Source organism: Brevundimonas sp. (assembly GCF_023259385.1).
GTDB lineage: Bacteria > Pseudomonadota > Alphaproteobacteria > Caulobacterales > Caulobacteraceae > Brevundimonas.
Genome location: NZ_JAHFPF010000170.1, coordinates 1 through 7,464 on the forward strand (window position 1 = coordinate 1; position 7,464 = coordinate 7,464).

General features: G+C 69.5%; 12 protein-coding genes. 5 read left to right on the forward strand and 7 right to left on the reverse strand.

Features of this window, described 5'->3' with window-relative positions; genetic code table 11:
• Positions 1 to 43: 43 nt before the first annotated feature.
• Positions 44 to 400, reverse strand: a complete 357-nt coding sequence (locus tag Q0C81_RS12985; protein ID WP_291838546.1) for a hypothetical protein — start codon at positions 398 to 400, stop codon at positions 44 to 46.
• 173 nt (positions 401 to 573) lie between these two features.
• Here Q0C81_RS12985 and copC point away from each other — a divergent pair, with 173 nt between their 5' ends.
• Complete coding sequence (gene copC, locus Q0C81_RS12990; RefSeq protein ID WP_291838548.1) at positions 574 to 936, forward strand: copper homeostasis periplasmic binding protein CopC; 363 nt, start codon at positions 574 to 576, stop codon at positions 934 to 936.
• 6 nt (positions 937 to 942) lie between these two features.
• Positions 943 to 1,878, forward strand: a complete 936-nt coding sequence (copD, locus tag Q0C81_RS12995; RefSeq protein WP_291838550.1) for a copper homeostasis membrane protein CopD — start codon at positions 943 to 945, stop codon at positions 1,876 to 1,878.
• Positions 1,879 to 2,004: 126 nt separating this feature from the next.
• On the opposite strand, the gene Q0C81_RS13000 is transcribed toward copD, so the two are convergent.
• The 6 genes from Q0C81_RS13000 to Q0C81_RS13025 all read right to left on the reverse strand — a co-directional run bounded on the left by Q0C81_RS13000 (position 2,005) and on the right by Q0C81_RS13025 (position 6,121).
• Complete coding sequence (locus Q0C81_RS13000; protein WP_291838552.1) at positions 2,005 to 2,499, reverse strand: isoprenylcysteine carboxylmethyltransferase family protein; 495 nt, start codon at positions 2,497 to 2,499, stop codon at positions 2,005 to 2,007.
• Complete coding sequence (locus Q0C81_RS13005; RefSeq protein ID WP_291838553.1) at positions 2,496 to 3,602, reverse strand: 3-oxoacyl-[acyl-carrier-protein] synthase III C-terminal domain-containing protein; 1,107 nt, start codon at positions 3,600 to 3,602, stop codon at positions 2,496 to 2,498. Before Q0C81_RS13005 ends, Q0C81_RS13000 begins: the two co-directional genes overlap by 4 nt.
• Entirely contained in the window at positions 3,599 to 4,321 is a 723-nt protein-coding gene (locus Q0C81_RS13010) for a PepSY domain-containing protein (RefSeq protein ID WP_291838555.1), read from the reverse strand. The genes Q0C81_RS13005 and Q0C81_RS13010 overlap by 4 nt, the downstream gene beginning before the upstream one ends.
• The gene (locus Q0C81_RS13015) at positions 4,318 to 4,791 is read right to left on the reverse strand and encodes a DUF411 domain-containing protein (protein WP_291838557.1); all 474 of its coding nucleotides are present in this window, start codon (positions 4,789 to 4,791) and stop codon (positions 4,318 to 4,320) included. The genes Q0C81_RS13010 and Q0C81_RS13015 overlap by 4 nt, the downstream gene beginning before the upstream one ends.
• Before the next feature lie 44 nt (positions 4,792 to 4,835).
• Entirely contained in the window at positions 4,836 to 5,369 is a 534-nt protein-coding gene (locus Q0C81_RS13020) for a nuclear transport factor 2 family protein (RefSeq protein ID WP_291838559.1), read from the reverse strand.
• 98 nt (positions 5,370 to 5,467) lie between these two features.
• The gene (locus tag Q0C81_RS13025; protein ID WP_291838561.1) at positions 5,468 to 6,121 is read right to left on the reverse strand and encodes a DUF2231 domain-containing protein; all 654 of its coding nucleotides are present in this window, start codon (positions 6,119 to 6,121) and stop codon (positions 5,468 to 5,470) included.
• Positions 6,122 to 6,237: 116 nt separating this feature from the next.
• Here Q0C81_RS13025 and Q0C81_RS13030 point away from each other — a divergent pair, with 116 nt between their 5' ends.
• The 3 genes from Q0C81_RS13030 to Q0C81_RS13040 form a co-directional block, all read left to right on the forward strand.
• Complete coding sequence (locus Q0C81_RS13030) at positions 6,238 to 6,519, forward strand: hypothetical protein (RefSeq protein WP_291838564.1); 282 nt, start codon at positions 6,238 to 6,240, stop codon at positions 6,517 to 6,519.
• The gene (locus tag Q0C81_RS13035; RefSeq protein ID WP_291838567.1) at positions 6,516 to 6,956 is read left to right on the forward strand and encodes a periplasmic heavy metal sensor; all 441 of its coding nucleotides are present in this window, start codon (positions 6,516 to 6,518) and stop codon (positions 6,954 to 6,956) included. The genes Q0C81_RS13030 and Q0C81_RS13035 overlap by 4 nt, the downstream gene beginning before the upstream one ends.
• Positions 6,957 to 6,964: 8 nt before the next feature.
• Positions 6,965 to 7,464, forward strand: a 500-nt coding sequence (locus tag Q0C81_RS13040; protein WP_291838570.1) for a sigma-70 family RNA polymerase sigma factor, incomplete at its 3' end; no start/stop codon positions are given.

Sequence of the window (7,464 nt, forward strand, 5' to 3'; positions counted from 1 at the left end):
AGGCGGCGCACGATTCCATCAACTCGACGAAGACAGCTCAGGCTTACTGTTTTGGAGGGTTCTTGAGGGGAGGCGGACCCGAGCCGTCTCGCACGACGTCGCCGGCGGCGAAACTGACTCCCCGCGCCGCGAACGGGCGCTCAAGGATCGGCGCCCGCGGCATGGGCGCGGCGACGGCGGTGCAGCCCATCTTGGCGATACAGTCCGGCGTCATCTCACTGCAGGGGCTCATCGCTCCGCCTGCACTATCGTCCGCCATCACCATCATCTCGGCGCAGTCCATCTCGGTCATGCCGCCCGTAGCCTCGAACACCTGAAACGGCGTGGCGTGCGCGGACGACTGGCCGACGAAACCGGCCACCGCCAAAGCGAACAGAAGGGTGCGGACGACATTCCACATGACGGTTTGAGGATAGGCTCTCCGAGTGGCGCTAAGTCAATAGTCGTTCCGGCAGTCGATCCGGTTACCGCCGCGCTTGCGGATGTCGACTCGCGGCGTCCGTACGCCTGGCGAGGGATTGCGCACCAGCGCCCGTATACTTCATTGAACCCTTCGATTTCGGAGTATCCAGAATGACCCCTCGCAAGACCCTCTCGCTCGTCGGCGCCGCCGGCGCCCTGTTGCTGGTCGCCACCCAGGCCGACGCCCACGCCCGCGTCGTCGCCTCCACCCCCGCGGCCAGCGCGACCGTGGCCTCTCCGCGGGCGATCACGGTGACCTTCAGCGAACGCGTGGCGCCGGCCTTCTCGGGCCTGGAGGTCGTCAACGCCGCAGGCGCGACATCCGCCGTGGCCACCACCGTGTCGGAGGACGGCAAGACCATTTCGGGCCGGCCCGCCCGTCCCCTCGTCGCCGGGGCCTACACCGTCAACTGGCATGCGGCCTCGGCGGACGGTCACCGGATGACCGGCAGCATCGCCTTCACCGTGCGCTGAGCCGTCGTGCTCGACGTCCTGGTCATCCTGCTCCGGCTCGCGCAATACGGCGGCGCGGTCGTCCTTCTCGGGACGCCGCTGTTCCTCCTCTATGGGCTGCGCGGGTCGGACGGGCTGGCCCTCGCCTGGCCCAGACCCCTTCTGATCGCCGCCGCGGCCGTCGTCGCCCTCGGGTCGGCGGCCGCGCTCGCCGCCCAGACCGCGGTGATGGCGGGCTCGATCACGGAGGGGCTCAAGCCCGCCGCCCTGGGCTATATGATCACCGGCACGAGCCTGGGGCCGGCCTTCCTGATCCGCGCCGCCGTCGCCGGACTCGCTCTTCTCCTCCTGGCTCTGGCCAGGCCGTCCAGGCCGGTCTGGCTCCTCGTCGCCCTGGCCGGGCTGATCGTGAGCGCCAGTTTCGCCTGGACCGGTCACGGCGCGGCCACTGAAGGCCCCGGCCGTTATGTCCATCTGACGGCGGCGATTCTTCACAGTTGGGCCGCCGCGGTCTGGCTCGGCGCGCTCGCGGCGCTGCTGATCCTGACGCTGCGCCGCCGACCGGCGACGCCCGACAGCGACCGGGTCCTCCATCGTGCGCTGCACGGCTTTTCCGGCGTGGGCACGGCTTCGGTCGCGGTCCTGGTTCTCAGCGGACTGATCAACAGCTGGTTCCTGGTCGGACCCGACCGTCTCGCCGGCCTGCTCACCACGCCCTACGGCCTGCTGCTGACCGGCAAGCTCGTCGTCTTCGCCCTCATGCTGGTTCTGGCGGTCGCGAACCGCTTTCACCTCACCCCGGATCTCGGCCGCGCCCTCGACGATCCCGAGGATCTCGGCGTCGCGGTCATGCGGCTGAAACGCAGCCTGGTGATGGAAACCCTGCTCGCCCTGGCTCTGCTGGCCCTGGTGGCGATAATGGGAACCTTGGCGCCGGTCTCGGCGATGGACATGGCGATGTAGTCGATAGCGCGCGGCCGGCTCAGCCCGGGCTGGCGCCATGGCGGGGGGTCGGACGGAGCGGCGACGTATTCCGTTGGCGCATGGGCGTCATCCGGATCTTCCCCTCGACCCCGCACACCCGGGCGGTCATCGCCGGTCGGCCAGGGCGCGGTCCTCGACCCGCACCCGCCAGGCGATCAGCAAGGCGTTCAGCGCGCTGAATCCCGCGGCGACGCCGATCTGGCCGAAGGCCAGCGGCAAGACGGCGATCTCCAGGGAGGCGACCCAGTAGTTGGGATGTCGCACGAACCGGTAAGGGCCGGTTCGGATCAGCGGAGCGCCGGGCAGGCTGATGATGCGGGTGGTCCAGAACCGGCCCAAGGCGGCGATGACCCAGACCCGGGCCAGTTGCAGCAGCAGATACAGGTCCAGGAGCCAGAGGTTCGGCGCGGTGGTCCCCGGCGAAGACACCGCGATCGCCACGAGCCAGCCGGCGTGCAGGAGGATGAACAGCGGATAGTGGCCCGCGCCGATCTCCACGCCGCCGGCGGCCCTCAGGCGACGGGTGTTGCGGGCGGCCAGCCACAGTTCGGCGAGCCGCTGGATCGCCACCAGGACGAGGACGACCGCCAGCCAGGTCACGGATGGATCAGCATCAACGCCGTCGTGAAGCCCGGACCGAGGGTGGTCAGCAGCAGGGGACCGGGCTCCCTCGCCTCGAGCGCGGCCTTCAGCACGAACAGGACGGTCGCCGAGCTCATGTTGCCATGGGCGCGCAGAACCTCCCGGGTGTGGACCATCGCGCCGTCGGTCAGGGCGAAACAATCCTCCAGGGCGTCGATGACCTTGGCTCCGCCGGGGTGGCAGACGAAGCCGCCGACATCGGCCGCGGTCAGGCCGTTCACGGCCAGGAAGGCCTCGGCGACGGGCTTGAAGTCGGCCTGGACCAGGCTTGGAATGTCCCGGCTGAACACCACTCTCAACCCGTCGTCGGCCACGTCCCAGCCCATCACGTCCAGGCTGTCGGGCCAGGTATGTTCATGAGACGCGCCGATGACCGGTCCGCCCCCGTCGTCGCGGCATGAAACGACGGCCGCCGCCGCCCCATCCCCGAACAGGGCGGTCGCGACCAGGTTGGACTTGGACCGATCCTGATAGCGAAACGTCAGGGCGCACAGCTCGACCACCAGCAACAGCACCCGGCTTCCCGGCTCCGCGCGGGCCATGTCGGCGGCCCGCGCCAGACCGATGACGCCGCCCGCGCACCCCAGGCCGAAGACCGGCAGGCGGCGCACGTCGGTCCGAAACGGCATCACCTGCATCAAGCGCGCCTCCAGCGACGGCGTGGCGATGCCGGTCGAGCAGACCGTGACGAGGGTATCGATCTGATCGGCGGTCAGGCCGGCGTCGTCCAGGGCCTTGCGGGCCGACTCGGCCATCAGTTCGAGCGCGTATTTCAGGAACAGGTCGTTCCGTTCGGAAAAGCCGTGCGGCTTCAGATACCACTCGATGGGCACGCACGAATGCCGCGTCTCGATCCGGGCGTTGCGATAGATGGGGGCGAGCCGCTCGAAGCCGCCGTGGGTGGTGGCGAACATCTCCGCCCCGTTGGCCGCCACCTCCTCCTGGCGCAGGACGTGCGGCGGCCAGACCGTGGCGAGGCTGACGAGACGCTCTTCAGGGGACCGGGGCCCGTGGTTCCTCTCCGGAGCAAAGCCCGGCGTCGGATCGGTCGCCGGGCTCACGGTTCTCGTCGTCGAGCCGCGCGCGCCGTCTTCAGATCCCGCGCCAGCCGGATCCACAGGAGAATGAACCCCGAAACGACGATGCTCAGCGTCAACGCGGTGGTGATGATGATCAGGGGGTGGTTGAAATCCTCGCCGTCGTTCCAGTCCATGACGTGGAGACGCCAGAAGAAGTCGAAGATCCGCCAGACGCCCGAGCGGCGCGTCACCACCTCGCCGGTGGCCGGCGACAGGTAGAAGGCCGTCTTCTCCCGATCGGCGAAGTCCACCCGCCACAGCGGCCCGGTCCGCCCGGTCTCCTCGGGCGCCGTGGCCAGAAGCACAGCTCCCGTAACCCCAGCCTCGCCCTTGTAGGCGCGCCTGGCGAAGGTCGAGACCTCGCCGGCCGACATGGGCCCGAACGGCCGGCCGGTCACGGCGGACACGATGACCGGCTCGCCCTTCGCCGGCGTCAGGGTCCAGGCCGGGCCCCGCGGCGTCGTCTGAAGCTCCGCCTGGACGGGGGCGACGCCCGCGCGGCGGGCGACCTCGCCCAGCGCCGGAAGCTCGCCGAGCTCCAGCGGAACGGGCGTGAGTTCGACCGCGCGATGCTCGCCGCGCACCGTTTCGATCGGAATGGCCGTCATGACCAGACCGCCGCCCACCCAGAACAGGACCTGAAGCCCGACGACGAGCGCGATCCACTTGTGAAGCTGGGTGGAAAGCTTGAGAACCTTCACGACGCCGCCTGGCCATGACGCGCGAAGACGCGCGTGCCGCCGCCCTTCAGGACCAGCAGGGTGTCATAGGGCTCCCTCTGGCCGTCGGGCGTCTCCATTCCGGGAGATCCCAGCGGCATCGCCGGCACCGCGAGACCCACGGCTTCGGGACGCTCGGCCAGGAGCTTTCGCACGTCCTCGGCGGGCACGTGCCCTTCCAGCACATAGCCGCCGATCAGGGCCGTATGGCAGGAGGCCAGATCCTCGGAGATCCCCCGGCTGCTGCGCAAGCTCCGCAGATCGGGCAGTTCGTTGACACGGGCCTTAAAACCGGCCGCGCGCATGTGATCGACCCATGCCGTGCAGCAGGCGCAGACCGGCGTCTTGTAGACGGCGAGTTCCGTCGTCGAACGGCCAGGCGCGCAGGCTGCGACGGCCGTCGCGCCGACGCCGGCGACCAGCAGCGTCCGGCGTGAAAGCGGGTTGAGCATCGATCTCATGGTCCTGTGATGGTCGGGGGATGTCCGCGCCGCGTTCAGGACGCAGGACGGAAGGGCCTTGCCGAGGAGTGATAGACGTCGAACCGCCACTCGTCACCCCGCTTGCGCAGGACGCTGGTGGCCGCGCCGCGGCGCTCTATGGGGGCCCGGGCGCCGTCCTTGAAGGTGATGTGATAGGTGTAGGTCTCGCTCACGAAGGCGGTGTCGCCGTCGACCTCGACCTTCATGTCGTGGTTGCGGAAGTCGAAGCCGGCCAGGTCGGCGAACTCGGGCCCGAGATGGTGCTCGAGGTAATAGGCGAACGATCCCTCCACGCCGCCGTTCTCGAAGATTTCCGAGTCGGCCCAGAACAGGGCCGGCGTCTGCGACACGTCCATCCGCTCGATCGCGTCCTTGTAAGCCGTGACGACGGTTCGGACCTGCGCTTCGTCGGCCGTCGTCGTCTGGCCGGGGGCATGAGCCGGGTCGTGGGCGTGCGCGGAGGCCGGGGCCTGGGCCTGGGCCTGGGCCTGGGCGGAGGTGGCGAGGACGGCGAAAGCCAGTCCGGCGAATGCTGAACGAAGCATCATGATGAAGTCTCCTGGTTTGCTGGCAGCGGCGGTAGCGTCCGGTCCGGCGGAGTGGATTGAAAACGATGTGGTTTGGCGACGACCGCCCCCGGGGGACGTCAGAACATGAGATGCCTCATGCCATGGGTCAGCATCCCGCCCAGCAGGCCGTTGACGACCACGGCGACGGCGGTGAGGGTCAACAGGCCGATGTAGATCAGCTCACGCCCGCGTCCCGGTCGGCGGACCCAATGTTCCTTGGCCCACCAGCTCAGCAGGCCCAGCGCGGCGATCGAGGTGCCGAGCCACCGGTGGTAAGCGTGGGTCACGTCGTCCTTCCCGGGGAGCCCCATGGCGAACCACCCCAGCGCCACCGCGGCGACCGCGGAGATCGCCGCCAGGGCGATGATCACGCGCGTGCCCTGCGTCAGAACCGGCCGGCGCAGCGTCAGCGCGGCGATCTCGAGGAGCGCCGCGACGAGGAACAGCGCGATGGGGAAATGGACGGCGGCCGGATGCATGGCTCCGAGCCAGCGATACAGGCGCTGGGGCATCGGCCTGGGACCCTCGTCCGCCGTCATGGCGCCGTGGTCCATGTTTTGGGCCATGCCGGGCATGGCCATCATGCCCCCTTCCGGAACGGCGCCCGCCGGCGCGGCGGCCTGGGCGCGCGCCGCGGCCTGCTTGTCATGGTCCTCGTGGGCGATCGCCGGCGCGCTGACCGACAGGGCCAACACCAGGGCGAGACCCGACAGGAATCTGCGCAACGCCATGGCTCTCTCCAATCCTGTCCCTTCTGCTATCTACGCATCGCAATGCCCGTCCCCTCGCCCGAGGGATTCGGCGCGTTTCAGCGTAATAGGGATTAGGGGCGCAAGGAGAGTGTTCGATGACGCGCAATCTGGATGACCTTTTGGCCGGATCGGCGACGATGCCCTTCGGGCGGTCGCTCGACGGGCTCGAGCCGCTTGTCTGGAGCCGGGTCGAAGCGCTTCGCGGCGAACGACTGGCCTCGCAGCTGCGTCTCGGCGCCGTCGCCATGGCCCTGGCCACTGGCTTGACCGCCGGTGGCGTCGGCGCAGTCGCCGCCCCCAGACCGCCGGGGGAGATGGCCATCTTCACGGTCGACGCGGGTCTGTCGCCTCTGGTGAGACTGGAAACCGGCCGATGATGCGCGGCTGGCGGGCCATCGCCCTGACGGCCTTCCTGGCGGCGGTCGCCAGCGGCGCGGGCACCTGGATCAGCGCCAGCTGGGTGCTGAGCCGGCGCGAGCCGCCATCCCTGCACGACATCGTGCATCATGATCTCAAGTTGTCGCCCGACCAGCTGACCCGCATCGACGCGGTCGAGGCCCGTTTCGCCGTGCGCCGGCCCGCGCTCGAAGCGGACGTCCGCGCGGCCAACGTGGAACTGGCGCGCGCGATCGAACAGAGCGACGGCGACGGCCCCCAGGTGCAGGCGGCGGTGGACCATTTCCACGTCGCCATGGGCGCCTTGCAGAAGGAGACGATCGCCCACGTCTTCGAGATGCGGTCCGTGCTGACGCCGGCCCAGGCGGAGGTGTTCGACGACCGCATCGTCGCCGCCCTCGCACCCGCCGAAGGCTGACGATCCGGGTGGAGAGTCCAGCGGACCTGTCAGCCCGCGCCGCCGGCGGCGACCGGGCGGCCTTCAGCGAGTTGATGCGGCAGACCAAGACGGGCCTGTTCCGCTTTGTCCGGCGCTATGTCGGCGACGAGCAGGACGCATGGGACCTGTTGCAGGACACCTATGCGGCGGCCTGGATCAGCATCCGACGCTACGATCCGACACGGCCCTTCGAGGCCTGGATCCGCACCATAGCGCTCAACAAATGCCGGGACTGGAGCCGCCGCCGCTTCGTTCGGCGGCTCATCCGGGGCGGCGTCGACCTGTCGTCGCCGGAAGCCATGTCCGTGCCGGACGGGACCGAGGCCGCGGATGACCGGATGGAGGCCGGCGCCCGGCTCGCGCGTTTGAACGAGGCCATGAGCCGTCTGCCGCCTCACCTCAAGGCTCCGCTTATGCTGACGGCGATCGAGGGGCGCAGTCAGGCGGAGACGGCCGGGATGCTCGGAGTCTCCATCAAGACGGTGGA

Coding starts and splice junctions, on each gene's coding strand:
- Q0C81_RS13030 (WP_291838564.1), top strand. CDS start 6,238: ATGACGCGCAATCTGGATGACCTTTTGGCCGGATCGGCGACGATGCCC.
- Q0C81_RS13035 (WP_291838567.1), top strand. CDS start 6,516: ATGATGCGCGGCTGGCGGGCCATCGCCCTGACGGCCTTCCTGGCGGCG.
- Q0C81_RS13025 (WP_291838561.1), bottom strand. CDS start 6,121: ATGGCGTTGCGCAGATTCCTGTCGGGTCTCGCCCTGGTGTTGGCCCTG.
- Q0C81_RS12985 (WP_291838546.1), bottom strand. CDS start 400: ATGTGGAATGTCGTCCGCACCCTTCTGTTCGCTTTGGCGGTGGCCGGT.
- Q0C81_RS13020 (WP_291838559.1), bottom strand. CDS start 5,369: ATGATGCTTCGTTCAGCATTCGCCGGACTGGCTTTCGCCGTCCTCGCC.
- copC (WP_291838548.1), top strand. CDS start 574: ATGACCCCTCGCAAGACCCTCTCGCTCGTCGGCGCCGCCGGCGCCCTG.
- Q0C81_RS13015 (WP_291838557.1), bottom strand. CDS start 4,791: ATGCTCAACCCGCTTTCACGCCGGACGCTGCTGGTCGCCGGCGTCGGC.